The following is a 26,926-nucleotide window of genomic DNA, read 5'->3' as shown; positions in this document are numbered from 1 at the left end:
ACAAGGCAGGCCCGCAGGCCTGCCTTGCAAAATGCCGGATGATTACTCCTCCACGGGAGCCTCCTCCGCAGCCTCTTCGGCGGCGGGGGCCAGCAGAGCGCGGATGGACAGGGAGATCTTCTTCTTCTCCTCGTCCACAGCGATGATCTTGGCGTCCACGATCTGACCCTCGGACAGCACGTCCTCGGGCTTCTCGATGCGGCGGTCGGCGATCTGGGAAATGTGGATCAGGCCGTCCACGCCGGGAACCACCTCGGCAAACGCGCCGAAGCTCATCAGCTTGACGATGCGGACAGAGGCCACGTCGCCCACAGCATACTGGTTCATGAAGGACTGCCAGGGATCGACGTTGTGATCCTTGACGCCCAGGGAGATCTTGCGCTTCTCGGGATCGTAAGAGATGACGTACACATCCAGGGTGTCGCCCACCTTGCAGACCTCAGCGGGGGTCTTGATGCGGCTCCAGCTCAGCTCGGAGATATGTACCATACCGTCCACGCCGCCGATGTCCACAAACACGCCGTAGGAAGTCATGGACTTCACGGTGCCGGTGTAGTGCTTGCCGGCCTCGATGTTGGCCCAGACCTCGGCCTGAGCAGCCTGACGCTCCTCGTTCTGGACGGCACGGATGGAGCCCACCACGCGGCGGCGGGCACGGTTCACCTCGGTGATGCGCAGCTTCACCTTGGTCTTGATCAGGGCGGACAGCTCCGCGCCGCGGGGCAGGCCGCTCTGGGAAGCGGGAACGAACACCCGCACGCCCTTGACGGAAACCACGATACCGCCCTTGTTCTCCTCGGTAACGGTGCCTTCCATGACGGTCTTTTCCTCAACGGCCTTCTCGATGTTCTCCCAGATCTTGACGGCGTCCAGCCGCTTCTTGGACAGCTCGGCATAGCCCTCCACGTCATTGACGCGGACAATGTAAGTCTCGATCTCGTCGCCCACCTTCACGATATCCTCGGGCTTGGCGGTGGGATCGTCAGACAGCTCGCTCAGCTTGATGTAAGCGGCCTGCTTGGCGCCCACGTCCACCTGCACCTCAGTGGGGGTGATGGCCGTGACAATACCGGTGACCTTCTCTCCTGTATTTAAAGTTTTGAAAGACTGATTCAGTAATTCCTCGAAGGACTCCTCTTTGCCCTCGGCCACTTTGATTTCTTCGCTCATCGTTGCATATACCTCCTTAATGATGCCCGCAGGCGTGGAAGCACCGGCCGTAAGACCTGCAACAGAGCAACCATTGAACTGATCCGGTGAGAGCTCGTCCGCGTTTTCGATCTGGAAAACGTTTCTGCAGCTCTCTTTACAAATTTCCGTCAAATGTTTGGTGTTCGCGCTTTTACGGTCCCCTACCACAACCATAACGTCAACTTTGGCCGCGATCTCGGCGGCTTCCGACTGGCGTTTATGCGTAGCATTGCATATTGTATCAAATATTTTTGCGTTTGTACACTGTTTTTTTAGTTTTTTTGCGGAAGTTTCAAAAAGTTCACGAATGCAGGTGGTCTGAGCCACCACCGTCAGGGGGATTTCCCGGTTTTTTTCATCGGAATCCAGCCATTCCTGCACTGCCTCCGGCCCCTCAAAAATCAGCGGATCGGCGCACCAGCTGGCCACGCCCAGCACCTCCGGATGGTTGGCCTCGCCGATGATGACCGCCCGGCGTCCCTCCTGCTCCGCCCGGGCCACCAGGTTCTGAATGCGGATGACGTTGGGGCAGGTGGCGTTGACGCAGCACACCCCCGCCGCCTCCAGCCGGTCCAGCACGTCCTTCCGCTCACCGTGGGAGCGGATGATCACCGTGTCCCGTTCCGTCAGTGCGCCGGGGTTCTCCGCCTTCCGGACGCCCCGCTGCTCCAGGGAGCGCACCACGTGGGCGTTGTGGATCAGATCTCCCAGCATGTAGCAGCCGCCGCTCCGGTCCGCCGTCTCCTCCGCCAGACGGACCGCCCGTTCCACGCCGTAGCAGAAGCCGGCGCTTTTGGCCAGAATCACTTCGTTCACAGCGGTTCGCCTCCCACCTTCTGGCCGCCCAGGGCATAGGCGGCGGCCAGGATGTCATCGGCAATCTTCTGCATCTCATCAGAGGTGCCGTGGCGGCCGCTGTACACCGGCTGATAGGGATCGCCGAAAATAATGCGGGTCCTGTGGAAGGTCTTTTTCTTCCCGTCCACAAATACCGGAATCATGGTAGCGCCGGTGCGCACGCCGATCACCGCCACGCCGGCCTTGGCGTGGGCCGGCAGGCCGTCCACGTAGCCGATGCCGTCCCGGATCACCGTGCCCTCCGGGAAGATCAGCAGGTTGTCGCCCTGCTTGATGGACTGAATGGAGGTCTTCACCGCCTGGATGTCAGAGGCGCCCCGGTTCACCGGAAACACGCCGCACTTTCTCAGCAGCCAGCCCAGCAGCTTGTACTGAAACAGCTCTTCTTTTCCCATAATGTGCAGCCGGTAATTCACCGGCAGCTTCAGCGCCACCAGAATCGGGTCCCAGTTGCTGGCGTGGTTGGGACACAGCAGCGCCCCGTGCTCCGGCAGCTTTTCCAGCCCCTCCACCGTCACCGGGTGGAGAATGTCGGCAATAAAGCCAACTAAATAATAAATGAATACGAACAGTCGGTTAAACGGTTTCATAAGCTCGTCCTCTCCCGGATGATATCCAGCAGGGCCTGGCGGCTCTGCGCGAAATCCAGCTCCGTGGTGTCCAGATACACGGCATCCTCCGCCTGGCGCAGAGGCGCCGCGGCCCGGTGGGTGTCGTTGTAATCCCGCCGGCGGATGTCCTCCAGAACCTTCTCAAAGGGCTCCGGCGTCCCACGCTGCTCCAGCTCCCGGCAGCGGCGGGCGGCCCGGGTCTCCGGGGAGGCGGTCAGGAACACCTTGACCTGCGCCTCCGGCAGCACCACAGTGCCGATGTCCCGGCCGTCCATGACCACGCTGTTGCTCCTGGCCAGCGCCCGCTGCATCTCCAGCAGGTAGGAGCGGACCTCCGGATGGGCGGACACGGCGGAGGCGTACATGGAGATCTCCGGCAGGCGGATCTGCGCGGTGACATCCTCGCCGCCCAGCAGCATGTGCTGCAGGCCGTCGTCCCCGTAACGCATTTCGATGCGCAGGCCCGGCAGGGCCGCCGCCAGGGCCGCGCCGTCATGGGGGTCCAGCCCGTTGGCCCAGGCATAGTAGCCGATGGTGCGGTAAATAGCGCCGGTATCCACATATAAATACCCCAGCTCAGCGGCAACCGCCTTGGCCAGGGTGCTTTTTCCGGCCCCGGAGGGGCCGTCAATGGCAACGCTGATATTCATAAAATCGTTCCAATCCTTTTATTCGCTGTATTCCTCCGCCGCAGCCTCTCCCGCGGCCCGGCCGGTGGCCCAGGCGATCTGGAGGTTGAAGCCGCCGGTATAGGCGTCCACATCGATCAGTTCACCCGCAAAGTGCAATCCCTTTACAAGCTTTGATTCCATTGTGGTTGGGTTGATCTCCCGGATTTTTACGCCGCCTGCCGTGACAATGGCGTCCGTCACCGGGGAGGGGCCGGCGATATCCACCGGGAAATGCTTCAGCAACCGCAGCAGCTCCCGCCGCTGTTCCCGGGTAATCCCGTGTACTTTCTGATGGGGCGGAATGCCGGAGGCGTCCACCATCACCGGGATCAGCTTCTGGGGCAGCAGATCCTTCAGGGCGTTGGCAAAATCGCTGTTGCTGTATTTTTCAAAGTCGGACAGCAGCCGCTTATCCAGTGTCGGTTCGTCCAGAGCAGGCTTCAGATCGATCTCCAGGCGGTAGTTCTTCTTGTCGAAATGCCGCATATGGGCGGAGGCCGACAGAATCAGCGGACCGCTGACGCCGAAGTGGGTGAACAGCATCTCGCCGAAGTCCGTATAGAGCCGCTTGTCATTTTCAAACACCGTCAGCCCCACGTTCCGCAGGCTCAGCCCCTGCATCCGGGCGCAGGTGTTTCCCTTTTCCCGCAGAGGCACCAGGGAACCCCGCAGAGGCGTGACCGTGTGGCCGGCCGCCGCCGCCATCCGGTGGCCCTCACCGGTGGAGCCGGTGGCGGGATAGGACACGCCGCCGGTGGCCAGAATCACCGCGTCCGCCGGATAGTCCCCCTTCTCCCCTTTCACGCCCCGGGCCGTTCCCTCCTTTAGGGTCAGGGAAACCGCCCGGTCCCGCACCAGGGTGACCTGCAGCGCCTTCAGCCGCCGCTCCAGAGCGGCGCTGATGTCAAAGGCCCGGTCGGAAACCGGAAAGACCCGGTTGCCCCGCTCCGTTTTCAGCGGCACGCCGAGGCCCTCGAAAAACGCCATAGTATCCCGGCCGTCGAACCGGGAAAAGGCGCTGTAGAGGAATTTTCCGTTTCCCGGGACGTTGGCCAGCAGCGTCTCCAGTCCCGCGTTGTTGGTGACATTGCAGCGGCCCTTTCCGGTGATATTCAGCTTCTTTCCCAGCCGCTCGTTGGGCTCCAGCAGCGTAACCTTCGCCCCCCGCTCCGCGGCGGTAATGGCAGCCATCATTCCAGCGGGGCCTCCGCCCACCACAACAACCGTCTTACTCATCGTCTGTCTTTCCGAACACACCGTATTCGTCCCAGATGTCCTCCAGCTGGGCGAAGGTGGCGGAGACCTCCCCGTTCTTCCGGTAGCCCAGCGCCACCAGCAGCGCGTTGATGATGGACATGGGGGCCACCAGGGAGTCCACAAAGGAGAACATCTCACTGGGCACCAGCAGCGACACATTCGCCAGCTGATAGATGGGGGAAAGCTCGCTGTCGGTGATGGCGACAATGGTGGCGCCCCGGTCCTTGACGAACTGCACCGTATTCTTGGTCACCTTGGAGTACCGGGGGAAGGTAATGGCCAGCATCACATCTCCGGGGCCGACGCGGAACAGCTGCTCCAGCATCTCACCGGCGGCGTTGGTCTGCACCAGCGTGACGTTGTCAAACATCAAGTGCATGTAGAAATTCAGGTAGCCTGCCACAAACGTGGAGGAACGGGTGCCCAGAATATAGATCCGCCGGGCCTTCATAATCTCGTCGCACACCCGGTTGAAATCATCCCGGTTCATCTCGTCCACAACCATCCGCAGCTTGTCAATGTCCGAATTGACCACCGTGGACAGCAGGTCCTGTCCGGAGAGCATATCTCCCGTGGCCTTGATGCGCTGGGTGGAGGTCAGGCGGCTGCGGATCATTTCCTGCAGAGCCCGCTGCATGCTGGGATACCCGTCATATCCCAGTTCAGAAGCAAACCGCACCACCGTGGACTCGCTGACGCCCACCAGCTTGCCCAGCTTGCTGGCGGTCATAAACGCGGCTTTGTCATAGTTTCCAAGGATATATTCGGCAATTTTCTTCTGTCCCTTGGAAAACCCCTTCATGTTGTTTTCAATTGTATGTAAAATGCTCTTTGCCATGATCGGTCCTCCTGTATGGTTTCGCTTTTTCTATTTTACCACACATCCTGCATTTTTCAAACAATTTTTGCAGGAAATCCGTTATATCCTGCAAAAAATTTCAGTGAGTGGCTGTCAGCGAAGCCGCTCACTGTCGTGTACGCGTTTTCAGGGCGGAAATTTCCTCCGCCGTCAGGCGGCGCCACTTCCCCGGCGCGAGATCGCCCAGCCGCAGCGTATGCTCCTGCACCCGCCGCAGCCGCAGCACCGTAAGTCCGCAGGCGGCGCACATCCGTCGGATTTGCCGGTTCTTCCCCTCCCGGATGGTAACGGAAAGTTCCGCCGTCTGGGGCGTCCGCCGCAGCAGGGCTGTCTCCGCCGGGCGGATCGGCTCTCCGTCCAGCTCCCGCACCGCCGCCAGACGCTCCGCGGCGCCCTCCAGCGCTCCGGACACCGTCAGCTGATAGGTCTTTGCCGTCTCATACTTCGGGTGGGTCAGCCGCTGCATCAGCTCGCCGTCATCCGTCATCAGCAGCAGTCCCTCGCTCATCAGGTCCAGCCGCCCCACGGGAAAGACGCGCCGGCCCACATCCCGGGTCAGGTCCGCCACCGTGGGACGCCCCTTCTCGTCGGAAAGGGTGGTGACATAGCCCACCGGCTTGTGAAGCATCAGGTAGAGATGCTCCCGGGGGCGGGAGATGGGCTTTCCGTCCACCGTGATAGTATCCCGGTCCGGGTCCGCCTTCTCCCCCAGGCCGGCCCGCCGGCCGTTGACCTGCACCCGGCCCGCCGCCAGCAGTTCCTCGGCGGCCCGCCGGGAGCAGATGCCGGCGGCGGCAATCAGTTTTTGCAGCCGTTCTTCCACGCCGGCCCTCCCTTTCTTCCCTGTCCGGGATTATGCTCCGTCTTTCCCAACCGCCGATACGGACACGCCGCACACCAGCCGGACACGGCCCACTTCCTCACCGCCAAGATGAACCGACGCCCAGCCGACAGTCTCCCCCGCCTGCACCGGAGCATCCAGCGTCCCCGGCAGCTCCAGGTTCACCGTCAGCCGCTCTCCCTCCCCCACAGGGTAGGAAAAAGAATCTGCCGCCAGAACAGGAACCACTGTCCCCGCGCCGTTTCGCAGCGGCAGACGGGCGATCACCTCTCCCCGGGTCACTGCCCGCTTTGCGGGGTAGGCGGAAAAGCCGAAGTCATACAGCTGCTGGTGATCCACCCAGTCATTGCCGTCCTGCAGCGTCACCGCCACCAGACGCTGCCCGTTCCGCTGGGCGCAGGACAGCAGCGTCCGTCCGGCGGCCCTGGTATAGCCGGTCTTCAGGCCGATGCAACCGTCCACGTAAGACAGCAGCTTGTTGTGGTTGTACATGGTGCGGCCGCCGATGGCAACACTCCTGGTGGAGGCAATCCGCATCAGCGTCTCGTTTTTCACCGCGGCGCAGGAAAGCTTCGCCATGTCCATGGCGGTGGAGTAATGCCCCTCCTGATCCAGTCCGTTGGGGTTGGCAAAGGAGGTGTCCTCCATGCCCAGCGACGCGGCCTTGCGGTTCATCATGTCCACAAACCGCTCCTGGCTTCCGCCCACAGCCCGAGCGATCACCAGCGCCGCGTCATTGCCGGAGCACAGCAGCAGCCCGTAGAGCAGCGTCTCCAGCGTCAGCCGCTCCCCTTCCTTCAGATACATGGAGCTGCCCTCCACCAGCGTCTCCGCCCGCCGGACGGTTACCGTTTCGGAGAGGTCACCGTTTTCAATGGCCACCAGCGCCGTCATGATCTTGGTGGTGCTGGCGATCCGCATCCGCTCCGCCCCGTTCTGCTGATACAGCACCCGGCCGCTGTCAGCGTCCATCAGCACGGCGGCAGCCGCGGAGGTACTGACGGCCGCAGCCTGTCCCACAGTGCCCGTCAGCAGCAACAGGGCGCAAAGCAGCCCGCAGATCCGATTGTGTTTGTGTTCCGGCATCCAATCACCACTCCTGCATCAGAGTGGTCTTAGTATACCCCGGTCACAGCTCGTCTTTTTCCTTCTTTTTGTCGAAATATTTTTCCACCTTATCCATCAGGTCCGGAACCATGTCAATGACCCGGTCCACCGTGGACGCCGGCGGCACCGCCACAGGCAGAACGCGGGTGACGCCGTCCTTGATCACCAGGAAGGCCACGGGGTCAATTTTCACACCGGCGCCGCTGCCGCCACCGAAGTTCTGGGTGCTCTTTCCGTAATCTCCGCCGCCGGCGCCGAAGCCGAAGCTGACCTTGGAAATGGGGATCAGGGTCACGCCGTCCGCCGTGCTGATGGGCTGGCCGACAATCGTATTGGTGTCCACCATTTCGTGAATCTTCTCCATCGTGGAACGCATCAGATCGTTGAGAGGGGTCTTTTTCTCCAGATTGTCCATGAAAACCATCCTTTCTATGCCGCCGGACGTTTTTCAGCCGGTTCGGTGTTCGGCGTCGCCGCCTGTTTGTGGCGCTTCCGGAAGCGCAGATACCATTTCAATGCCGGGATGCCGATCTGCAGCCCGACTGCCAGCAGCGTCCCCACCCGGATGGTGACGCCGGCCCGGACTCCAAAGCAGTCCTGCCCCTGTTCAAAGTCCATCCCGATATGAATATGGGGGTGGGGAATGTCCAGCAGCTGCTCCAGCGCCGGCATGGCGGACCAGACGGCGGCGTTGGCGTACCCGTAGTTTTCCGCCGCCTTCGCCGGATCATCCCTACCGCCCAGCACCACTGACACCTCCAGGGGGGCAATGCGGATCCCGCGGCGGGTCCGGCCCAGCGCCCGCTTCAGCGGCGGCCACAGTTCCGAGACAGCGGACCGGATGTCGCTCCGGTCCGGCCGGGGAAACGCCGGCTTCTTTTTCTCCTTCGTTTTTTCCGGAGCCGGTTCCTGTTCCGGCTTTTTCCGTTTCGGTTTTTCCTTTTTTGGCTCTTTCCCTGGAACCGCCTGAAACCGGAACGGCCCAACGGCGGCGCGGACCGTCAGCGTCCCGTCATAGCTGACCACGGCGCCTACCCGCAGCAGACATACCAGCACCAGCAGTCCCAGCAGAATGCCCAGAACCCACAGCAGTATCACGGCCCGTCACCCCCTTTTTCTCAGGTTTGTTCCTCAGTCCTCCGGACGGATGTCCTCCGCCGTCTCCGGGCGGTCCGCGTCCACGATCACCCGCTCCTCCGACTCCGGGTCAATGATGGCGCCGTCATCCCCCAGCCGCATCTGGCCCTCCCCGGCCAGATCCGGCATCTCCGGAAGTTCGTCCAGGCTGGTCAGATGGAAGGCCCGCAGGAAATTCTTCGTGGTGCGGTACAGGTGAGGACGGCCCGGAACCTGCAGCCGGCCGCATTCCTCAATGAGCTTCCGCTCCAGCAGCAGTCCCACGGTATAAGAGCTGTCCACGCCCCGGATCTGGTCCACGTAGGCCCGGGTGGTGGGCTGATAATAGGCGATGATGGTCAGCACTTCCAGGGCAGGCTGGCTCAGCTTGGCGGGCTTCCGGATCTCGAAGGCCCGGCGGATGGCGTCGGCATAGTCCGGCGCGGAGCACAGCTGCCAGGTGTCCTCCATGTGCAGCAGGCGGATGCCCCGGCGCTCATAGGCGTAATAGTCCATCAGCTTCTGGAGCATCTGCTGCACCGTGGGACGGTCCAGCTCCAGGGCGGCGGCGATGCGGTCCTCCCGCACCGGCTCCCCCGCCGCAAACAGAATGCCCTCAATGGCGGACTCGATCTCCTTCATCTCTAAGTTTTCCATGTTGGGCGCTCCTTAAAACGTCAGATTATCCGGCAGTTCCTGTTCCTGCCGGACGGTGCAGTCCGTTTCCGAACCGGCCAGGCGGATGATGTGGGCGCGGCAAAGCTCCAGTACCGCCATGAACGTGGCCACTACCTCGCTGCGGCTGCGGTTTCCCCGGAACAGCAGCAAAAACCGGGTCATCCCGCCGGTTTTCAGCCGCTGGATGATCTCCCGCGCCTTTTTCTCCACCGGATACGGCTCGTGGCGGACAATGGCGTCAAAGGCCGCCCTGGGCGGCGGCAGACGCCGCTCCGAACGGTTCTGAATCTCCGCCATGGCCAGAATCAGGTCCGCCGTGGCGTGGTCGTACTCATATATCTTGCCCCGCTCCACCGGCTCCGGATTGCGGGTGACAATGTTCCGGCCAAACTCCCCCATGGGCGCCAGCTGGGCGGCGGCTTTTTTGATTTTGCCGTAGCTCTCACTGCGGCGCCGCTCCTCCAGGGACTGGATCAGGGCGTCCATCTCCGACTGGGCCTCCTCGTCCTCAATGGACAGCAGCATCCGGGTTTTGATATACATCAGGTGGGAGGCCATGGTGATGAACTCACTGGCCACCTCCAGGTCCATCTTCTGCCGCTGCTCCAGCCAGGCCAGATACTGGTCCAGAATGGTGGAGATGGAGATGTCCTGAATCTCCATCTTGTTCTTGCCCAGCAGGAACAGAATCAGATCCAGCGGCCCCTCAAAGTCCTGCATCTCCTCTTCGGCGCGGCCATGGACCACCTTTTCCAGTTTGTAAATGGGGTTCTCCAAGAAAGTCACCTCAATAGATCAGATCATACAGCAGCAGCCACACCCGGGAGATGCCCCTGCCGATGGCATAGCCGCCGATCCCGGTCAGGGACAGCACAATGAGCAGCAGCATTCCGAACCGCTCATAGCGCATCAGCTTCCAGTAGGCGCTGTCCGGCAGAAAGGACGCCAGCACCTTGGAGCCGTCCAGCGGCGGGATAGGAATCAGGTTGAACAGGCCCAGGCCCACGGAAAGGATGGACGTATCCACCAGAAAATTGAATATCACATAGGCCGCGTAGGAGGACGGATTGGCAAGGTAAATTGCTTTACTGATCAGCAGCAGCAAGGCTGCCAGCAGAATATTGGACACCGGGCCCGCCAGGGCGGTGACGGCCATGCCCTCCTTGGGCTTCCGGAAATACCGGGGATCCACCGGCACCGGCTTTGCCCAGCCGAAGCCCACGAAAAACATCATGGCAAGGCCGAACCAGTCGATGTGGCGCAGCGGGTTCAGGGACAGACGGTGCAGCTCCTTGGCGGTGGGGTCACCCAGGCAGAAGGCAGCCAGGCCGTGGGAGGTCTCATGGATGGTCAGGCAGAGGAAAACGCCCGCCATCCGCGTGGCGGCCTCTCCCATGGAGGCCAGATTCAGCTGACTCAGAAGGTTCTGAAGATAGTGCATCAAGCAAAGATCGCCCCTTACCGGCCCAGTGACCCAAAATATGGTTCATTATATCAGTTTTTCACACAAAATACAAGACAATTCCCGCAGCGTCCATCTGTCCGCAAAAAACACGCCGTACCCGGGCTGCCTGTCCGGATACGGCGTATGCTCTGCCTTTCAGATCACTCCAGCATTTTCAGGAATTCCGCCTCACTGAGCACCGGAATGCCCAGCTCATTGGCCTTGCGCAGCTTGGAGCCGGCCTCCTCCCCGGCCACCACGTAGGTGGTCCGTTTGGACACGGAGCCGGCGGCCTTGCCGCCCCGCTGCTCAATCATCTCCTGGGCGGTTTTCCGGTCCAGCTGCTCCAGCGTGCCGGTCAGCACAAAGGTCATGCCCTTGAAGCGCTCGTCCACCAGCCGGGCAGTGCTTTCCATGTTGACCCCCGCCTCTTTCAGCCGCTCCATCAGGTCCAGGGACTGGGGGCTGGCCAGCCAGTCCAGAATGAACTGCGCGGTGATGGCCCCCACGTCGTCAATCTCCGTCAGCTCCTCCAGAGAGGCGGCGGCCAGCGCGTCAAAGCTCTTGAAATGGTTTGCCAGCACCCGGGCCGCCTTGACGCCTACCTGCCGGATGCCCAGGCCGTACAGCAGCTTCGCCAGATCGTTGCCCTTGGACTTCTCAATGGCCCGGACGGCGTTGTCCGCCGACTTCTCCCCCATGCGGTCCAGTCTGGCAATGTCCTCCGCCCGCAGGCTGTAGAGGTCCGCGGCGCTGTGGACCAGCCCCGCGTCGATGAACTGCTGAATCACCGCCGGACCCAGGCCGTCGATGTCCATGGCGTCCCGGCTGGCAAAGTGGGTGATGTTCCGCAGCAGCTGGGCCGGGCACTCCGCGCCGGTGCAGCGGACGGCGGCGCCGTCCGCGTCCCGGGAAACCGGGGCGCCGCACACGGGACAGGTCTCCGGCAGGTGATAGGCGTCCGTACCCTCCGGACGTTTGGAGAAGTCCACCTCCACAATCTCCGGAATGATCTCTCCGGCCTTCTGAACGATAACCGTATCGCCCACACGGATATCCTTTTCCGTGATATAGTCCTGATTGTGGAGGGTGGCGCTCTGGACGGTGGTTCCCGCCAGATGCACCGGGGCCAGAATGGCCTTGGGGGTCAGCACGCCGGTGCGGCCCACCTGCACCACAATGTCCAGCACGGTGGAGGGCTTTTGCTCCGGCGGATACTTGTAGGCCAGCGCCCACTTGGGGTACTTCACGGTGCTGCCCAGCTTCTCCCGGTCCGCCAGGGAGTTGACCTTGATGACGGCGCCGTCCATGTCGAAGGGATAGCTCATGCGGCGCTCGTTGATGTCCACAATCTCCTGCTGGCAGTCCGCCGTGGAGGACACCTTTTTATAGGAAATCACTTTGAAATTCTGGGACTTGAGATAGTCCAGCGTCTCGCTGTGGGAGGTAAACTCCCGGCCCTCCGCCAGCTGCAGGTTGAAGATCTGGATGTCCAGACGGCGCTGGGCAGCGATCTTCGGGTTCAGCTGCCGCAGGGAGCCGGCGGCGGCGTTGCGGGGATTGGCCATCAGCGGCTCGCCCCGGATCTCCCGCTCGGCGTTCAGCTCCTCAAACACGCTGCGGGCCATATAGACCTCGCCCCGGACGATCAGCCGGGGCAGCTTCTCCGGCAAGGACATGGGGATGGAGCGGATGGTCCGCAGATTCTCCGTCACATCCTCGCCCACATGGCCGTCGCCCCGGGTGGCGCCCCGGACGAACACGCCGTCCCGGTACTCCAGCGCCACGGACAAACCGTCCACTTTGGGCTCCACGGTGTACTCCACCGGCGTGCCCAGGGCAGCGTCCATCTTCCCGCAGAACTCTTCCACTTCCTCCGCGCTGAACACGTCCTGCAGACTTTCCAGGGGCACGGGGTGCTCATAGGTGGCAAATCCCTCCAGAATCCGGTCGCCCACCCGCTGGGTGGGGGAATCCGGCGTAATCTCCTCCGGGTGCTCCCGCTCCAGCTGCACCAGGCGGCGGTTCAGCATGTCGTACTCATAGTCCGACATGGTGGGCGCGTCCATCACATAATACAGATAGGCGTTGCGGTTCAGCTTTTCCCGCAGCTCCTTCATTTCCTCCCGGTAATCCATGGCAACCATCCTTCCTTTGTGCTCATCGGTTCATGATATATTCCTCCGCCAGGTCCTCCATGGGCTGCGGCGAGGTAAAGTTGGTATACGTTTCCGGCACGGAGCCCACAATGATGGTCTCCGCCACCACCACGGAGTTGGAAACCTTTGTGGCGGTGGAAAAGCCCGGTAGCAGGATGCTGACGGACACGTCAATGTTCAGCCGCACCTGGTGCTTTGTCTGGTTGATGCCTGCGGAGACGAAGGCGTTTTCCAGCCGTGCCGTGGATGCGCCCACCGATTCCATCCGCACCGTGATCCGCGGTCCCCGTCCGGCCGTCAGCGCCGAGCCGGTGAGGCTGCCCAGAGGAATGGACAGGTCCCGGGAGGAAACGTGGTCGATGCGGTCCAGCACCTCCCGCAGGATATAGGACTGGAGCCGGTTGAACTCCGGCATGTTGCTTTTCACCGCGGTGATGCGCCCGTCGTTGTCCTTTTCAAAGGAGACCATCCGGTCATATTCAAATTCCCCGCTGTCCACTGCCAGATTCACGGATTCCAGCACAATCTGATTCACCGTATTGGTCACCCGCGAGGTGGCCATACGGGTCAGCATGGACTTCATCTGGGTGGTAAACACCACCACGGCAGCCGCCGTCCCTGCCAGCAGGGCCGCCAGCAGCACACGGGCCAGTATTCTCCGCGGCACATACCGCCGGTAACCGTAAAATCCGCGCATGGACCCACTCCCCCATCGGAGCCATCTTATGCGCCGGCGGCTTATCCTTATTTCAGCTCGTTGACGATGGCTTTGAAGACCTTGCCCCGCTCCATGAAGTTCTGGAAGCGGTCAAAGGCGGCGCTGGCGGGAGACAGCGTCACAATGTCCCCCTCAGAAGCGTGGGCGGAAGCCGTCTCCACAGCCGCACGGAAATCGTCCAGCTCTATGATCTCCGGCTTTCCGGCCTCGTATCCGGGGGCGTTCACCACCGCCTGGCGGATCTTGTCCGCCGTGGCGCCGCACAGCACCAGCAGCTTCACATGCTCCACAATCTCCGGCCCGATGACGTCATAGGGAATGTGCTTGTCATAGCCGCCGGCAATGAGAATGACCTTCCGGTCGAAGGACCGCAGGCCCGCGATGGCCCGGGAGGGGCTGGTGGCGATGGAGTCGTTGTAGTACCGCACGCCCCGCAGCGTCCGCACCAGCTCAATACGGTGCTCCACGCCGTTGAAGGTCCGGGCCACCTCCCGGATGTCCTCATCCGGCACCAGACCGTCCACGGCGGCGATGGCCGCCATGTAGTTCTCCACGTTGTGGACGCCGGGCAGGCGGATATCCGCGGTGGTCATGATCTGCCGCTCAACGCCGTCTTTCCGGGAGAGGATGGCGTCACCCCGCAGGAACACGCCCTCCTCCGGCTCCTGCTGCCGGGAGAACATACGCGCCCTGCCCACGGCCTTCCCGGACAGCTCCCGGGTGATCTCATTGTCCAGATTGAACACCGCAATATCTTCTGCCGTCTGATGTGTAAAGATATTTTCCTTTGCGGCGATATACTCCGCCATATCCTTGTGCACATCCAGATGGTTGGGCGCCAGATTGGTGAGAACGGCAATGTGGGGACTTCTGCGCTTCATGGTCAGCAGCTGGAAAGAGGACAGCTCCAGCACCGCCGCATCCTCCGGCGTCATCTCCCCCGCCTCCGCCAGCAGCGGATGGCCGATGTTGCCGCCCAGGTGGACCGTCCTGCCCGCCTTGCGCAGCAGCTCGGCGATGATGGTGGTTGTGGTGGTCTTGCCGTCGCTTCCGGTGACGGCGATGATGGGACAGGGGCACACTTCAAAAAACACTTCCATCTCGGAGGTGATGACGCTGCCGCCCCGCACAGCCTCCAGCAGCTCCGGCACATCGGGCCGCATGCCGGGGGTGCGGAAAATGATGTCCTGATGCAGCCCCTGGAGATAGTCCGGACCCAGATGGAGCCTGGCGCCCATGGCCTCCAGCCGCTCACCGGTCTCCCCCAGGGCGGCCCGGTCCTTTTTATCGCAGGCAGTGACGTCGATGCCCGCCTTCAGCAGCATCTCAATCAGCGGACGGTTGGAAACACCGATGCCGATCACCGCCACAGTCTTGCCCTTCAAAGAGTTCAGATATTCGTTCAGATTCATTGGAACCGCTCCTTACTATTCCCTCCCGCCGGTGGCGGGACAATTTGCATACATGGAAATTATAGCACGCCCTCCGGCAAATAGCAATTCTTCCCACGGTCATTTTCTCCCCTTCGCAGCCGTTGACTTTTTCCGGCACATCCTGTACAATGGGCCTGCGAGTAAAACAGACAGTCGCGTGGGCAGGCCGAAAGGCCGTCCATGAGGAAAGTCCGGGCTCCACAGGGCAAGGATAACGGGTAACGCCCGCCGAAGGCGACTTCAGGAAAAGTGCAACAGAGATATACCGCTGCGGCCTGCCACGGCAAGCCGGCAGTAAGGGTGGAAAGGCGAGGTAAGAGCTCACCCGTCACATGGGAACATCGTGACGCTGTAAACTCTATCCGGAGCAACACCGGTATGGGAGCATGAAGGTCGGCCCGGCCGCTCCCGGGGTGGCTTGAGCGTGCCGGCAACGGTACGTCGAGATAGATGACTGTCAAATACAGAACCCGGCTTACAGTTTTGCTCGCAGATATACGAGGCCGTCCGCGCGAACACGCGGACGGCCTCTTCCCTGTTTTCCGGATGGATGCTTCCCGCAGAGATTGCACAAAAGTTTACTTTTGTGCAATCCTTTGAGTTCCCACGGGAACGCCCGCAGAGCTTCAAAAGCATGGCTGCCGGATCACGGCTTCCATGCTTTTGAATTGCGTAATTGGAAGAATTGTCAAACGATCAATGGAGAAGAATTCCCGGCAGCCAGAGTGTGATTGCCGGAATATAGGTAATGATGAGCAAGGCAATGAACAGCGGAATCCAGAACGGCACAATGGATTTGACCACATCGGAGAACTTCATTTTCGCCACGGTCGCCATGATCATCAGGCCGGAGCCCACGGGAGGCGTCGTGGTTCCCAGCAGTCCAACCAGGGTATGAACAATGCCGAAATGAATCAAATTGATGTCCAGCGCCATAATCACCGGCAGCAGCAAAGGCACCGTAATGATGCGGACAACCGTAGCTTCCAGGAACATGCCGAGGATGGTCAGGAAGATAATGATCAGCAGCAGCATGAGATACTTGTTGGTGGTAATCCTCAGCAGCCACTCCGTCATTTTGTGAGGGATGCGCTCCAGGGTCAGAACGTAGCCGATGCCGTAGCCCATGCCGATGAGGAACATGATGATGGAAGAGGATGCCACAGTGTCCTTGATAATGGCGAACAGGTCCTTCAGCTTGAACTCACGATAGACCATGCTGGCAAACAGAGAATACACAACCGCGATAATTCCCGTTTCCGTGGCGGTTACAACGCCGCTGAACAGGCAGGCCAGCATAATGACCGGAGCCATCAGGGCAAAGAAGCCGTCCAGGAACGTGCGGAACACCTTCCGGACGCTGAATCTGGAAGGCGGCGGACAGGCAACCTTCCCGCTTCTTGCGATAACGTAGTTGGCAATCATCATCAGCAGGGCCAGGGTCAGACCGGGAAGGACGCCGGCGATAAAGAGTTCCGTTGTGGATACGCCGGTCAGGCTTGCGTAAACAATAAAGCCGACGCTGGGAGGAATGATCGGTCCCAGGATGGAGGATGCCATCGTAATGCCGACGCTCCACTTCCGGTCATATCCGGCTCTGTCCATCGCTTCGATTTCCACCATGCCAAGGCCGGCGGCATCCGCGGAGCTGGTACCGGAAATGCCCGCGAAAATCACGCTGGAAATCACATTGACCTGGGCCAGACCGCCGTGCATCCAGCCAACCAGCGATTCGCAAAAGGCGAAAATGCGGTTTGTAATGCCGCCTTTGTTCATGATGTTGGCAGCCAGGACAAAATAAGGGATGGAAATCAGGGTATAGCTGTTTGCGCCCTTCTGGATCAGCATCGGAAGCGTGGAAAAATCATAGCCGCCGGCAATCATGGCCGCAAAGGTGCCGATTCCCATGCCCATACTGATGGGGGTGCCCAGGAACAGGACAAACAGAAATACCACAATCAGAACAGCACCGACGATCATGACGCCTCACCCCCTGCCGATCTTTTCTTCTGCACGCTTTTCAGAATCTTTCCGAAGTAAACCAGCGCCAGCTGCAAAAACACAATCACCATCGCCAGCGTATACCAGAAATACGGGATCTCGCTTGTGAGCATGCTCTTGCCCAGGCGCAGGATCAAAAGCTGGCAGCTGTAATAAAAGAGCACCGAACAAATGGCCATGACCATCACATCGTTGACGATCTGGACGATCTCCCGGATCTTCGGCGGAAATCTGCTGATGAAAATGTCCACGTAAACATCCGTGCCTTTATAAGAGATCATTACCATGCCCGGGAAAATGAACCACATCATGCCAAGGAGCGTGACGTCCTGAATCCAGTAAAAGCTTGCATTGAATGCAAACCGCCTGAAAATCTCCACCGCATTGACCGTGATTGTGAGAATCAGGGAAATCGCGGCAATCAGCAGCATGACTTCGGACATCTTTTTCATGATTCTGTCGTACAATATCCTACCTCCTTCATTCTGATTCACATCGGCTCTGCGAAAAGAGGCACGACGGCATTGCTGAACCGCGTGCCTCTTTGCTCGCTAAACGGTATGCTTCAAAGGGTTGGGGAACATCACTGGGCCAGAACAGTGTCGCAGGTGCCTGCGGGCAGGGTTCCGTCCGCCTCCAGCGCGTAATAGAAATCCTTCAGCGCTTCGCGGGCAGGCGTCGTGTCGATCTCAATGAACTCGACGCCGTCGGCCTTCATGGCGTCAATGTTTGCCTGCAGGGATTCATCCGTCAGAGCCGACACGTCACGGCCAAGCTGATCGGCGCACTCCTTCAGAATCTTCTGATTCTCTTCAGAGAGCTTATTGTAGGTCTTCTCGCCGGCCAGAACGAACACGGTGGAAACGTACTCATTGATATAGGTGACATACTTGCAGATCTCGGTGTAATTCTCACCCTTCAGAGCGCTGATGGTGCAGGTGGCCGCATCGACGGTGCCGTTCTGCAGTGCCATATACACCTCGCTGTAAGGAATGACCAGCGGGTTGGCGCCCAGCGTCTCGTAGGCGGTGATGTAATTCTTGTTATCGAAGGCGCGGAAGCGGAGTCCCTGCAGATCGCTGATCTCACGGATAGGCTCCCTGGAAGCCAGCACACGATAGGGTCCGCGGAAATAGTTCCGGGCTTCGTTCAGCTGGATCAGGCCGTTGTCGGCCAGAATCTTCTTCTGTGTTTCGGCGGCGCCGCTGTCGTTCAGAACCTTGGAAACGGAATCGTTGTCCGCGTACAGGAACGGAATGGCCTCAATGCCGAAAATGCTGTCATAGCTCTTGAAATCGCTGGCGGGAAGAATGACGATATCAATGTTCCCCAGCTGCGTGCTTTCAATGGCGGTGGCCGGCTCACCCAGCTGGCCGTCCGCGTAGATTTCAATTTTCACTTCGCCGCCGGTCTTGTCGAACACATTCTGCGCGAACATCTCGGTGGCTTTGACTTCCGGAGTGCCGGTGGCCATTTCCGTGGCCAACTTCAGGGTTACGGTTTCGACGGGAGCCTTGCCGCTGGCACTGGGCGCGGCAGAGGAAGCCGCCGCGGGAGCCTTGGAACCGCCGCAGGCCGTAAGGCTCAGCAGCATTGCGGAGGCGATCAGTGCGGAGAGGATGCGTTTTGTAGCTTTCATATGAAGTCTCCTTTCTATTTCGCGCAAAATTGCATGCAGGTCTTTTGCGTCGCATGAATACGGGAAACGCAGGCGGGAAGCGCTTATTTTGCCTCGTAGGTTTTATACTCGTCGGCAAAGCGGAAGCAGGCTGTGCCAATGCCCCAGGGATAGTAGAAATAGGCCCAGGCGGCCACCTGATTGGTGTAGAGGGTAAAGGCGTCAACAACGCATTGGAACTCATCTCTCGTGAGGGTATGCTTCGCAATCAGCGCCCGGATTTCTTTCGAGAATTCCCGGAGCTGCTTCAGGCCGTAGCTGCCCAAAACACCGGTATAGCCGGGCTCCGTTTCCAGATAAACCGTTTCCAGGCTCCGCACATCCATATCCGTCGTATGGCACATATGGGAAATGGGATACAGCGTGTACATGGACAGATCGCGGCTCAGGCTGTAGACAAATTCCCAGGTGCTGAAATACTGTCCGCAGCTGCCGACGCCGGCCACCTTGCCGGTGCGGGCCAGCTTGTTCTCCTCCGGCTCTGCCTTTGTGGCCTCCAGAGCCTTTTCCAGAATGCGGTCCACCAGATCCGTGACCTCCGGGCTGCAGTTTTCCGGACGGATCACAGAGGGCTTTTTCGGTTCCTGATTGCTGTCATCCCCAACGCGGCTCACCCGGATGTGCAGCTCCTTTTTGCTCATGAAGATGGATTCGCGGGCCTTCTCCCCCACCTTCTTCACAACTTCAATGTCCTCAGGGATGACTCCGCCCAGCACGGTTCCGTTGACATCCTCGTAGCAGGGCGCATACTGCACAATCAGCTTGTTTCCGGTGCCCTGCGAATACCGCAGACGGCCGATGGGGGCCTGATCGATGCGTTCCTTGTAGTGGATGGGGGCGAAGCTCAGCAGCGGAAGCCAGCAATACATGGAGCCGTCCGTAATCACGGCATTGTTCATAATGCTGTCCAGGGGCAGCGCGTTCCACAGGTCATCGCACAGCTCCTTGTTCTTGTCATCCGCAAGCTCCGCGGTTGCTTTTAATCCCAGATCGGGCCACTCAAGAAGAATTCTGCGATTCATACGTTCATCTCCTTATTACAGTTGAGGCTTTCCGTGCAGCCACAGCTGCCTGGCATTGCTGATGGTGTCCAGAGACTTGGTGACGTCGCCGGGGAAAGCGACAACGTTGGCGTGCTTGCCCACCTCCAGGAGGCCCAGATCGGGGCGGTCCACAATCTTGGCGGAAATGCTGGTGGCGTGGGCGATGGCCTGAACAGGGTTCAGATCGGCCGCCTCCGCAATGGTGCGGATTTCGTCGGCCAGCCAGCCGTAGGTGTCGGTGCCGGTTCCGACGGGAATACCCGCCTGAATGGCCTTTTTCACGGAGATGGCGTGGGGACCCCAGATTCGCTCCTCCAGCAGAGGAATGCTGGCCTTCTTCTGGGCGGTAACCGGCTTGATGAAGAAGGAGCCCTTGACGCCGGTCATGGTCGGAACCAGCGGGGTTCCCTTCTTGACCATCAGCTCAATGCACTCGTCATCCATCATAACGCCGTGCTCCACGCAGTCGAAATCCGCCTGCAGGATGCGCATGATGGCCTCCTTGGGGTAAACATGCGCGGTAATCTTGTATCCCGCGTCATGGGCCACTTCCGAGGCAGCCTGCAGCTCGCGGAGCGTGTACTCGGGGTACTTGGGATCTTCCCGGGGGAAGGCCTCCAGACCGCCGCTTGCCATCATCTTAATGAAATCAGCGCCCGCGCGAATCTCCTCGCGAACCGCCTTCATCACTTCCTCGCAGCCGTCCGCTTCCTTTGCGTACTTGTAGCAGTGGCCGCCGGACTGAACGATGTCCATGCCGCAGGTAATCATTTCAGGTCCCGGAACCAGCCCCTCCTTGATGGCGCGGCGGAGCGTAAGCGCGGTATAGCCGCCCAGACCGAAGTCCCGGACAAAGGTAATGCCCTCTTTCAGCATCTCCTTCATGTTGTGCACGCCGTGCATCAGCATGTACTCCTTGGTCTCCCCCATGAACTGGGCGGAACGGACACCCAGAGGAAGATCCGCGTCAAAGCGCAGCTGCTTGCGGTTCACATGGTCATGCAGGTTGAAGAGGCCCGGCGTCAGCGTGCACTCGCCCATATCAGTCGTGTTGTGCTCGTTGGCCGCTTCCGGCTTAATGGAGTCCACATACGTAATTTTATCCCCGTCAATACCGACCCAGATCGGGGACAGGGTTTTTTCGCCATCACCGATAATGCCGTGCTTTGCCGTGATATAAATGGTTTCCATATTTGATCTCCTTTACACGTTTTCGGGAATACGCTTGGATGGTTCTAACCTTACACTTTAGCTTGCTAATTGTCTAACAGGGATTCAGGGTTGGGCAACAGGCAAACACCTGTTGAAAAAGAAAAAACAGACAGTCATATTGCCTGTCCAGTCGTCTGAACGCACACGAAAAAGCGCCCCGCACACGGAATGTGCGGGGCGCTTGAGAATCAGGTTTCGTTTGCGGGTCAGGGCTTGGAGGCCTGATACGCATTCATCATCATGCTGATAAACTTTCTGGTGGCCATGGAGCAGTATTTGCTTTTCAAGTAGTTGACGCAGATATCCTTGGAGAGGGAGTCATCCCACGGATAGATGTAAAACGGCTGATTGTTGGTTTTATTCTTATAGGCGTTGATAAATACTTCGGGGCAGACCAGGATTCCCAGACCGGCCAGGCAGAACTGCAGCGCCGTATCCACGCTTTTCGTCTCCAATATAATCTGCGGTGATATGCCGAGGGTCTCGCAAATGGTGACAAAGGGCTTGCCCGCTTCAAACCTCGAATCCACAGAGACAAAGGGGCAATCCTTGAAGAGCATCCAATCCACTTTGCGTCCATCCGGCAGGAGTTTGTATTTATACTGGATCAGCTGGGAATCCATAATGCTGGGCGGGATGATTGCAGAAACGTGCTCCCTGGTGATGACCAGACTCTCCACGTTTTTCCGGTTTTGCGGCGGAAAGCCAACCGTAACATCCACCTTCGCCTTGAGCAGGGCCTCCTCGATCTCGCTGACGGACCCCTCCACCACTTCCAGCCTGATATTCGGGTAAATCTCGTGGAATTTACTCAGCACCGGCGTCAGATAGGTACTGCCGCGGGAGCGGGTGATGCCGATGGAGAGGTTGCCGTTCTGGAAGTCTCTCAGGTCAACCAGCTCCTTGCGCAATTCTTTCTCCATATTCGACAGCGACTGCGCCTTTTCCAGAAAGATGATCCCCTCCGGCGTCAGGGACAGCGGCGGAGTCCGATTGAAGAGCTTGCAGCCGTATTCCTCTTCAATCTTCGCGATGTGTCCGCTCAGTGTTTGCTGGCTGATATACAGTTTCTGGGCCGCTCTGGTGAAATTCATCTCTTCCGCAGCGGTTAAAAAGCACCGAATGTTATCAAAAGTCATAGCAATCTCCGATGTGTCGATTTCAGGCCGCTCCCCTTCCGGAGGGATCGTATCTCAAAACTGTGTACAGATGCAGTATAGCACCCGGATAAAGCGAATGCAATGACTCTGTCCACGGAATGGGATATTGGAAACCGTCCGCTTTCACAGCAAGGGTGTCATTCCTTATCGGTGACGTACTTCTGCGAACAGACAGGAAAGGGAGCGGGATTGCTCCCGCTCCCAATACCACAGTTTTATGAATACAGCAACCTTTCACATTTGGAACGCAAATGATTCAAAGCTATCTCCTCGCTTATTGATTCAGGACAGCGGCATCGACAAACACGCCGCCAAAGGTATTCGCGCCGCCCTTCAGCATACTGCTCATGGCACTCAGCATCTTAACATGGTTCCCCTGTACCTCGTTTTGAAGTTCCATGTAGTGGATTTTGTTGGCACCGTAAGCCCGATTGGCCTGCTTCCCATAGTAATCTACCGGATCGGTGACTTGGGTCCCCTTGGTCACATTGTAAAGTACGACAGCACTCCAGTTACTGACGATCTTATACCGCACATCTGTCAGAACGCACAAATCACCATTCAAATCAGTATAAGCATAGACGTATGCGCACTGTGCAACCGCATGGGGATGCTCACGTCGAATATCACGGAAAACATTGCCGGCGATATAAGCATAATCGGCAGAATTTGCAGAAACCGCAGAACCGGAAGACTCGTTATGCGCCATAACATAATCTTTGAACTGGTTATATGTGCTTTCGGTCTTGTCAAAACGAATATATCCCCAATTATTAAAAACCACGGTCCCGTCATACTCGGCAACGGTATATGACATTGTTTTCTTCTCAGCAGAAGTCTGCGTCTTGGCGGAGTTTTCTGCGTAGAAATATTCCGCGGTCTTGTTCAGGGTTAAAACACTGTCGGCGAAGGTGAACGTTCCTTCCTCGTAAGCTGTGAACAGCGGATTATCATTTGCATCAAAGCATCTGTAAGCGCAGGAATAGTCGTTTCCACTAAAAAGATAGCACTCGATAAACTGTGAGCCGTCCGAAGTTTTGTTGACGCCAAGCCAGTAGCCCTGCAGATCAAGGGTTTTCTCTTCAGGAACAGCAGGAGCTGGGTCAGGCTGCGCGTCTTTTTTTGGTGCGGACAGCGCCTTGTAGGAGATCATTGCCACATCGCCGCGGGTAAACGCGGATGCGCCGGAATACTCACCATTGGTAATCCCCAAAGTGTCGGAAAGCGTGTAGGATGTGGCTACTTCGAAATCTGCACCGGATTCATACCCCAGCGCACGGAGAACAAAAGCGATATACTGGTTGGCCTTTATGGGATTTGTGCCGCAGTAGGTGGTGGCAGTATAACCATTGGTCAGACCGTTGGTATAGGCATAGCCAATGTAAGGCTTCATGTTGTCAGTGACATCGGTAAAGGGGATGCTCCATGTTCCTTCAAGCGCTTCCTCCTCTTTGCCCAGCAGACGGATAAGCATAATAATCGCCTGATTGCGGGTGGGCGTCTTGTCCAGGTCAAAAATCGGGGTTCCGTCAGAATTGGTGCCCGTTCCTTTGAAAAGCCCCAGTTCATACAACGCCTCCGCCGCAGCCGTTGCTTCATCACTTGCCGCAAATGCTGTCGGCATAATACCGCACAGCATCACAGCAGCCAGGAGTAAACTGATGATTTTCTTTTTCATGGTTCCCGTTCCTTTCGTCTGTTGAATCAAAAATAAATCCCGCCGTGCCGACTGCTGTCTCGTATTTATGCACATATTATGTTTCCCCTCAAAACAACATAACACATACGGAATCAGCATATTGCACGGCTTTCGTACGTTCCATGATATATATTTATATATATATTGTCAAGGTTTTTTTCGAAATTTAACCAGTTTTGTAAGTTTCAGGAATTCCTCTCAAAAAATGACTGCGGTCCTGCAAGTATTTCGTACAGATGGAGAATTGCCGTGCCACGGAAAGGGACCGTCTGTGATTCCCACTTTTCCTTAAAAAAGTGCAAAAAGAGATTGAGATTATTCCGATCACTCCGAATGGTTTTCGGAGTAAACTTCCTAACCCCAATCTCTACGAAATACGCTCGTTTTAACGAAAATCAGCTTGTTTTCTTCCGGATAAGTTTGCTCAGTCGTTGTCCCAGTTGTGCCAGACGTTCTGCACGTCGTCGTTGTCCTCCAGCATGTCGATGAGCTTCTCCATGTTCTTCACATCGCCCTCAGCGGTCAGAGTGATGTAGTTCTGGGGGACCATCTCCAGCTCGGCGCTGGCGAAGGTGTAGCCCTTCTCCTCCAAGGCCTTCACCACGTCGTTGAACGCCTCGGGAGAGGTGGTGATCTCCAGCATGGTGCCGTCGGCCTCGAAGTCATCGGCACCGGAATCCAGAGCGTCCATCATCACGGTGTCCTCGTCCAGCTCGCCTTCCTCGTTGTCGATGACGATAACGCCCTTCTTGTCGAAGGACCAGGACACGCAGCCCTGAGCGCCCAGGTTGCCGTTGCACTTGTCGAAATAGTGGCGGATCTCAGGGGCGGTGCGCTGACGGTTGTCGGTCAGGCCCTCCACGATGACGGCCACGCCGCCGGGGCCGTAGCCCTCGTAAGTAACAGCCTCGTAGTTGTCGGTGTTGCCGGCGCCCAGAGCGCGGTCGATGGTGCGCTTGATGTTGTCGTTGGGCATGTTGGCAGCCTTGGCCTTGGCAATGACGGTGGCCAGGCGGGAGTTGTTGGCGGGATCACCGCTGCCGCCGCCTTCCTTCACGGCCACGATGATTTCCTTGGCGATCTTGGTAAAGGTGGCGCTGCGCTTGGCGTCAGCCGCACCCTTGGTCTTCTGAATATTGTGCCACTTAGAATGTCCGGACATAGTTGTCAATCTCCTTCTACATAATACTGGATGACTTCCCTGTGGGAGGCCGATTTTTGAATTTGCAGCTCCGGGAACCGCCACTGCAGTCCCTCGATGACCTCTCGGCAGACCACATCCTCCGTGGGGAAATGGCCGGCGTCAATGAGGTTGATGCCGTTGGGCCCGGCGTCCAGGAAATCGTGATAGCTCAGATCCGACGTCACAAAGGTGTCGCAGCCCAGTGCCATGGCGCGGCCCACGTACTCGCCGCAGGCACCGCCGCCCACCGCCACGCGGTGGACCGGCTTTCCGGCGTCGGCATAACGCAGGCCGTTGCAGCCAAGAGCGCGGCTCACCCGGCGGACAAACTCCGCCAGCGGTACAGGTCCGTCCTCCAGCCAGCCCACGCGGCCGATCCGCTCCTCCGTCAGAGGCCCAGGATCAACCACCTTCAGCGCGCGGAGCAGCGCGTCATTGACACCGCCCTCCGCCGCATCCAGATTGGTGTGCATACAAATGGCGGCAACATCCGCCCGGGCCATCCGGCGCAGCATGCGGCCCTGGGGCGTATCCTCCCGCAGCGTCTGCACCGGCAGCCATTTGCAGTTCATCAGCGGGTGATGGGACACAATCAGCTCCGCACCCATGGCGATGGCCTCTTCCACCACATCCGCCGTAATGTCCAGAGACACCAGAACCCGGTGGATTTCCTTCTCCGGATCTCCCACCAGCAGCCCCACGTTGTCCCAGTCCATGGCCAGTTCTTTGGGCGCCCATTCAAACAGCGCCGATTCAATTTCCCGGGCAGTTGGCACGACGCCACTCCTCTCTCATTTCCAGCAGTGCGGTGATGATCTCCCGCAGCTGGTCTGCTTGTTTCTGCGTCTCCGCCACCGACGCCGATCCGCGGTTGCAGCCCGCCACAGCGCCCTGATACTGGAGGATGCGGTGAATGAGATACCGGTCCCCCATGGGGTCATGGAGCAGCTTCGCGCCGCCGTAGACCTGTCCCAAAGACAGCGTCATCTCCCCTGCTGTCACCAGCATCAACGGGTACAGCGTGTCCCTCTCCGGGACAATTGCCTCCCGCAGGATGGCGTAGCCGTGGTCCGCCAGGAAGCTCCGCAGCACCTCCACCCGGCTCATGGGCTGGAGAATCAGGGTGTGTTTTCCGTCCGCCGTCCAGGGGGCCGCCTCCAGAATGGCGGCGATGTTCTCACCGCCCATGCCGGCAATAACAATGGTGTCCGCTTCCTCCGGACCGATTCCGCTCAGCCCGTCGCACAGGCGCAGGTCGATGCCCTCCACGCCGAAGCGGCGGCAGGTCTCCCCCGCCTTTCCCAGCGGGCCCTTCCGCAGGTCACTGGCGATGGCCGCGGAAACGCGGCCGCTCTGCACCAGCCAGGCCGGGAGATACCCGTGGTCCGTGCCCACGTCTGCCAGCCGCGCGCCCTCCGGCACCCAATCCGCCACCGCCTGCAGCCGCGGCGTCAGTTCTATCCTTCGGGAATGACCCATGGATGCTTCCTCCCATCCGTGGAAAACGCATACGGAGAAGTTCCGTATGCGCTCTCATGTGCTTATTCCGCGGACTTGTTGGCCTCGGCGTTCACCAGCTCCAGCAGCTTATCCACGTCCACGCCGTGGACCATGCAGGCCTCCTCCACGGTCTCGCCGCGGGAAGAGGGGCAGCCCAGGCAGTGCATGCCGATGGAAAAGAAAATGGGAGCGGTCTGGGGTGCAACATCCAGAATGTCACCAATGATGGTGTCCTTCTTGATTTCGATCATGAGGAATTCCTCCAAAACAAGTGTATTGTCGATTTTCATTGGAAAATGACCGATGATATTATACCCCTCTTTCACCCGGAATTCAATAGAATTTTCCGAAGAAAGTGCAAAAAAGGTGTAGGATTACAATACATGTTGGACAAGTAAATAAAAAGGATGAAGGATAGGGCCTTATCGGTTAAAGTTGAGTTACCACACCACAACTTAACGAAAGGGGGCCATATCCTTCATGAGCAAGAGTATAACACAGGACATG

At 58.8% G+C, this 26,926-nt stretch carries 26 protein-coding genes and 1 other RNA gene; 1 reads left to right on the top strand and 26 read right to left on the bottom strand.

The annotated features are described in order from the left end of the window. Window positions 1-42: 42 nt before the first annotated feature. The 15 genes from SOX55_RS08380 to murD all read right to left on the bottom strand — a co-directional run bounded on the left by SOX55_RS08380 (window position 43) and on the right by murD (window position 14,922). Window positions 43-2,007, bottom strand: coding sequence for a bifunctional 4-hydroxy-3-methylbut-2-enyl diphosphate reductase/30S ribosomal protein S1 (locus tag SOX55_RS08380; RefSeq protein WP_325286987.1), 1,965 nt, complete (start codon window positions 2,005-2,007; stop codon window positions 43-45). Continuing rightward, window positions 2,004-2,639, bottom strand: a complete 636-nt coding sequence (locus SOX55_RS08375; protein ID WP_325286986.1) for a lysophospholipid acyltransferase family protein — start codon at window positions 2,637-2,639, stop codon at window positions 2,004-2,006. Before SOX55_RS08375 ends, SOX55_RS08380 begins: the two co-directional genes overlap by 4 nt. Further along, window positions 2,636-3,310: a (d)CMP kinase gene (gene cmk / locus SOX55_RS08370; RefSeq protein ID WP_325286985.1), complete on the bottom strand. Its 675-nt coding sequence runs from the start codon at window positions 3,308-3,310 to the stop codon at window positions 2,636-2,638. Before cmk ends, SOX55_RS08375 begins: the two co-directional genes overlap by 4 nt. Window positions 3,311-3,328: 18 nt before the next feature. Further along, entirely contained in the window at window positions 3,329-4,567 is a 1,239-nt protein-coding gene (locus SOX55_RS08365) for an NAD(P)/FAD-dependent oxidoreductase (RefSeq protein WP_325286984.1), read from the bottom strand. Continuing rightward, window positions 4,560-5,426: a MurR/RpiR family transcriptional regulator gene (locus tag SOX55_RS08360; protein WP_325286983.1), complete on the bottom strand. Its 867-nt coding sequence runs from the start codon at window positions 5,424-5,426 to the stop codon at window positions 4,560-4,562. The genes SOX55_RS08365 and SOX55_RS08360 overlap by 8 nt, the downstream gene beginning before the upstream one ends. A gap of 127 nt (window positions 5,427-5,553) precedes the next feature. Continuing rightward, on the bottom strand, window positions 5,554-6,270 hold the full coding sequence (locus tag SOX55_RS08355; protein WP_325286982.1) for a pseudouridine synthase: 717 nt from the start codon (window positions 6,268-6,270) through the stop codon (window positions 5,554-5,556). Window positions 6,271-6,300: 30 nt separating this feature from the next. Next, the gene (locus tag SOX55_RS08350) at window positions 6,301-7,374 is read right to left on the bottom strand and encodes a D-alanyl-D-alanine carboxypeptidase family protein (protein WP_325286981.1); all 1,074 of its coding nucleotides are present in this window, start codon (window positions 7,372-7,374) and stop codon (window positions 6,301-6,303) included. Window positions 7,375-7,417: 43 nt separating this feature from the next. Then, complete coding sequence (gene ytfJ, locus SOX55_RS08345; RefSeq protein WP_325286980.1) at window positions 7,418-7,810, bottom strand: GerW family sporulation protein; 393 nt, start codon at window positions 7,808-7,810, stop codon at window positions 7,418-7,420. Window positions 7,811-7,824: 14 nt separating this feature from the next. Then, complete coding sequence (locus tag SOX55_RS08340) at window positions 7,825-8,493, bottom strand: hypothetical protein (RefSeq protein WP_325286979.1); 669 nt, start codon at window positions 8,491-8,493, stop codon at window positions 7,825-7,827. 33 nt (window positions 8,494-8,526) lie between these two features. Further along, window positions 8,527-9,168, bottom strand: coding sequence for an SMC-Scp complex subunit ScpB (scpB, locus tag SOX55_RS08335; RefSeq protein ID WP_325286978.1), 642 nt, complete (start codon window positions 9,166-9,168; stop codon window positions 8,527-8,529). A gap of 12 nt (window positions 9,169-9,180) precedes the next feature. Next, window positions 9,181-9,975: a segregation and condensation protein A gene (locus SOX55_RS08330; RefSeq protein WP_325286977.1), complete on the bottom strand. Its 795-nt coding sequence runs from the start codon at window positions 9,973-9,975 to the stop codon at window positions 9,181-9,183. A 1-nt stretch (window position 9,976) separates the two neighbouring features. Then, complete coding sequence (locus SOX55_RS08325; protein WP_325287026.1) at window positions 9,977-10,630, bottom strand: site-2 protease family protein; 654 nt, start codon at window positions 10,628-10,630, stop codon at window positions 9,977-9,979. A gap of 164 nt (window positions 10,631-10,794) precedes the next feature. Continuing rightward, entirely contained in the window at window positions 10,795-12,771 is a 1,977-nt protein-coding gene (ligA, locus tag SOX55_RS08320; protein WP_325286976.1) for an NAD-dependent DNA ligase LigA, read from the bottom strand. A gap of 22 nt (window positions 12,772-12,793) precedes the next feature. After that, the gene (gene yunB / locus SOX55_RS08315) at window positions 12,794-13,489 is read right to left on the bottom strand and encodes a sporulation protein YunB (RefSeq protein WP_325286975.1); all 696 of its coding nucleotides are present in this window, start codon (window positions 13,487-13,489) and stop codon (window positions 12,794-12,796) included. Between the two features lie 47 nt (window positions 13,490-13,536). After that, complete coding sequence (gene murD, locus SOX55_RS08310) at window positions 13,537-14,922, bottom strand: UDP-N-acetylmuramoyl-L-alanine--D-glutamate ligase (protein ID WP_325286974.1); 1,386 nt, start codon at window positions 14,920-14,922, stop codon at window positions 13,537-13,539. Window positions 14,923-15,080: 158 nt separating this feature from the next. Here murD and rnpB point away from each other — a divergent pair. Then, window positions 15,081-15,437, top strand: an RNA gene (gene rnpB / locus SOX55_RS08305) — RNase P RNA component class A. A gap of 202 nt (window positions 15,438-15,639) precedes the next feature. On the opposite strand, the gene SOX55_RS08300 is transcribed toward rnpB, so the two are convergent. The 11 genes from SOX55_RS08300 to SOX55_RS08250 all read right to left on the bottom strand — a co-directional run bounded on the left by SOX55_RS08300 (window position 15,640) and on the right by SOX55_RS08250 (window position 26,670). After that, the gene (locus tag SOX55_RS08300) at window positions 15,640-16,923 is read right to left on the bottom strand and encodes a TRAP transporter large permease (RefSeq protein WP_325286973.1); all 1,284 of its coding nucleotides are present in this window, start codon (window positions 16,921-16,923) and stop codon (window positions 15,640-15,642) included. Next, window positions 16,920-17,411 (bottom strand): TRAP transporter small permease, encoded by a 492-nt coding sequence (locus SOX55_RS08295; protein WP_325286972.1) that lies wholly within the window; start codon window positions 17,409-17,411, stop codon window positions 16,920-16,922. Before SOX55_RS08295 ends, SOX55_RS08300 begins: the two co-directional genes overlap by 4 nt. 116 nt (window positions 17,412-17,527) lie before the next feature. After that, window positions 17,528-18,583, bottom strand: a complete 1,056-nt coding sequence (locus SOX55_RS08290) for a TRAP transporter substrate-binding protein (RefSeq protein ID WP_325286971.1) — start codon at window positions 18,581-18,583, stop codon at window positions 17,528-17,530. Between the two features lie 83 nt (window positions 18,584-18,666). Continuing rightward, complete coding sequence (locus tag SOX55_RS08285) at window positions 18,667-19,644, bottom strand: hypothetical protein (protein ID WP_325286970.1); 978 nt, start codon at window positions 19,642-19,644, stop codon at window positions 18,667-18,669. Between the two features lie 15 nt (window positions 19,645-19,659). Then, entirely contained in the window at window positions 19,660-20,856 is a 1,197-nt protein-coding gene (locus SOX55_RS08280; RefSeq protein ID WP_325286969.1) for an amidohydrolase family protein, read from the bottom strand. 227 nt (window positions 20,857-21,083) lie between these two features. Then, complete coding sequence (locus tag SOX55_RS08275; protein WP_325286968.1) at window positions 21,084-22,016, bottom strand: LysR family transcriptional regulator; 933 nt, start codon at window positions 22,014-22,016, stop codon at window positions 21,084-21,086. A gap of 295 nt (window positions 22,017-22,311) precedes the next feature. Further along, complete coding sequence (locus SOX55_RS08270; RefSeq protein WP_325286967.1) at window positions 22,312-23,715, bottom strand: S-layer homology domain-containing protein; 1,404 nt, start codon at window positions 23,713-23,715, stop codon at window positions 22,312-22,314. Window positions 23,716-24,160: 445 nt separating this feature from the next. Further along, window positions 24,161-24,898 (bottom strand): YebC/PmpR family DNA-binding transcriptional regulator, encoded by a 738-nt coding sequence (locus tag SOX55_RS08265; protein ID WP_325286966.1) that lies wholly within the window; start codon window positions 24,896-24,898, stop codon window positions 24,161-24,163. Window positions 24,899-24,903: 5 nt separating this feature from the next. Next, a complete protein-coding gene (locus SOX55_RS08260; RefSeq protein ID WP_325286965.1) occupies window positions 24,904-25,695 on the bottom strand; it encodes a Nif3-like dinuclear metal center hexameric protein in 792 nt (263 codons plus the stop codon). Continuing rightward, entirely contained in the window at window positions 25,673-26,398 is a 726-nt protein-coding gene (locus tag SOX55_RS08255) for a class I SAM-dependent methyltransferase (protein WP_325286964.1), read from the bottom strand. The genes SOX55_RS08260 and SOX55_RS08255 overlap by 23 nt, the downstream gene beginning before the upstream one ends. A 62-nt stretch (window positions 26,399-26,460) precedes the next feature. Further along, window positions 26,461-26,670 (bottom strand): DUF1858 domain-containing protein, encoded by a 210-nt coding sequence (locus SOX55_RS08250; RefSeq protein ID WP_325286963.1) that lies wholly within the window; start codon window positions 26,668-26,670, stop codon window positions 26,461-26,463. Between the last annotated feature and the right edge of the window lie 256 nt (window positions 26,671-26,926).

Source organism: Dysosmobacter sp. (assembly GCF_034093755.1).
Taxonomy (GTDB): Bacteria; Bacillota; Clostridia; order Oscillospirales; family Oscillospiraceae; genus Oscillibacter.
Note: the sequence above shows the minus strand (reverse complement) of the source record. Positions and strands in the feature narration are given on the sequence as shown.

Coding starts and splice junctions, on each gene's coding strand:
- SOX55_RS08375 (WP_325286986.1), bottom strand. CDS start 2,639: ATGAAACCGTTTAACCGACTGTTCGTATTCATTTATTATTTAGTTGGC.
- cmk (WP_325286985.1), bottom strand. CDS start 3,310: ATGAATATCAGCGTTGCCATTGACGGCCCCTCCGGGGCCGGAAAAAGC.
- SOX55_RS08365 (WP_325286984.1), bottom strand. CDS start 4,567: ATGAGTAAGACGGTTGTTGTGGTGGGCGGAGGCCCCGCTGGAATGATG.
- SOX55_RS08360 (WP_325286983.1), bottom strand. CDS start 5,426: ATGGCAAAGAGCATTTTACATACAATTGAAAACAACATGAAGGGGTTT.
- SOX55_RS08350 (WP_325286981.1), bottom strand. CDS start 7,374: ATGCCGGAACACAAACACAATCGGATCTGCGGGCTGCTTTGCGCCCTG.
- ytfJ (WP_325286980.1), bottom strand. CDS start 7,810: ATGGACAATCTGGAGAAAAAGACCCCTCTCAACGATCTGATGCGTTCC.
- scpB (WP_325286978.1), bottom strand. CDS start 9,168: ATGGAAAACTTAGAGATGAAGGAGATCGAGTCCGCCATTGAGGGCATT.
- SOX55_RS08325 (WP_325287026.1), bottom strand. CDS start 10,630: ATGCACTATCTTCAGAACCTTCTGAGTCAGCTGAATCTGGCCTCCATG.
- ligA (WP_325286976.1), bottom strand. CDS start 12,771: ATGGATTACCGGGAGGAAATGAAGGAGCTGCGGGAAAAGCTGAACCGC.
- yunB (WP_325286975.1), bottom strand. CDS start 13,489: ATGCGCGGATTTTACGGTTACCGGCGGTATGTGCCGCGGAGAATACTG.
- murD (WP_325286974.1), bottom strand. CDS start 14,922: ATGAATCTGAACGAATATCTGAACTCTTTGAAGGGCAAGACTGTGGCG.
- SOX55_RS08300 (WP_325286973.1), bottom strand. CDS start 16,923: ATGATCGTCGGTGCTGTTCTGATTGTGGTATTTCTGTTTGTCCTGTTC.
- SOX55_RS08290 (WP_325286971.1), bottom strand. CDS start 18,583: ATGAAAGCTACAAAACGCATCCTCTCCGCACTGATCGCCTCCGCAATG.
- SOX55_RS08285 (WP_325286970.1), bottom strand. CDS start 19,644: ATGAATCGCAGAATTCTTCTTGAGTGGCCCGATCTGGGATTAAAAGCA.
- SOX55_RS08280 (WP_325286969.1), bottom strand. CDS start 20,856: ATGGAAACCATTTATATCACGGCAAAGCACGGCATTATCGGTGATGGC.
- SOX55_RS08275 (WP_325286968.1), bottom strand. CDS start 22,016: ATGACTTTTGATAACATTCGGTGCTTTTTAACCGCTGCGGAAGAGATG.
- SOX55_RS08270 (WP_325286967.1), bottom strand. CDS start 23,715: ATGAAAAAGAAAATCATCAGTTTACTCCTGGCTGCTGTGATGCTGTGC.
- SOX55_RS08265 (WP_325286966.1), bottom strand. CDS start 24,898: ATGTCCGGACATTCTAAGTGGCACAATATTCAGAAGACCAAGGGTGCG.
- SOX55_RS08255 (WP_325286964.1), bottom strand. CDS start 26,398: ATGGGTCATTCCCGAAGGATAGAACTGACGCCGCGGCTGCAGGCGGTG.
- SOX55_RS08250 (WP_325286963.1), bottom strand. CDS start 26,670: ATGATCGAAATCAAGAAGGACACCATCATTGGTGACATTCTGGATGTT.